Consider the following 409-nt stretch of genomic DNA (forward strand, 5'->3'; position numbering starts at 1 on the left):
GTGTCGGGGGTGGTGCGGGCGGCGAGGACGTCGCAGAGGAGTTCGGCGCAGGCGCGGCCGTAGGCCGTGGGGTGGAGGTCGACGGCGGTGATGGGTGGTGCGGCGTGGCGGGTGGCGGCGCTGTCGACGCAGGAGGCGATGAGGAGGTCCGTGCCGGGGGTGCGGCCGAGGGCGGTGGCAGCGCGGAGTGTGCCGGGGGCGGCGCCGTCGGGGGCGCAGATCACGGCGTCGATGGCGGGGTCCGCGTCGAGGAGGGCGCGGGTCGCGCGTTCGGCGTCGTCCACCGTCGCGGCGAAGGGGACCGTGCGGACTTCGATCGGGGTCCGGTGGGCGTCGGCCCACGTCGTGGCGGTGTCGCGGAGGGCGGTGGCCCACTCGGAGGTGCCTTCGGGGGCGAGGAGTGCGGGGT

Annotated in this window: 1 protein-coding gene; it reads right to left on the reverse strand. The window is 77.3% G+C overall.

Annotated elements, in window-relative coordinates:
- A partial coding sequence (locus GL263_RS27880) for a substrate-binding domain-containing protein (RefSeq protein WP_182858479.1) occupies positions 1-409 on the reverse strand: 409 nt, incomplete at both ends.

Source organism: Streptomyces durbertensis, from assembly GCF_014156695.1.
Classification (GTDB): Bacteria; Actinomycetota; Actinomycetes; order Streptomycetales; family Streptomycetaceae; genus Streptomyces; species Streptomyces durbertensis.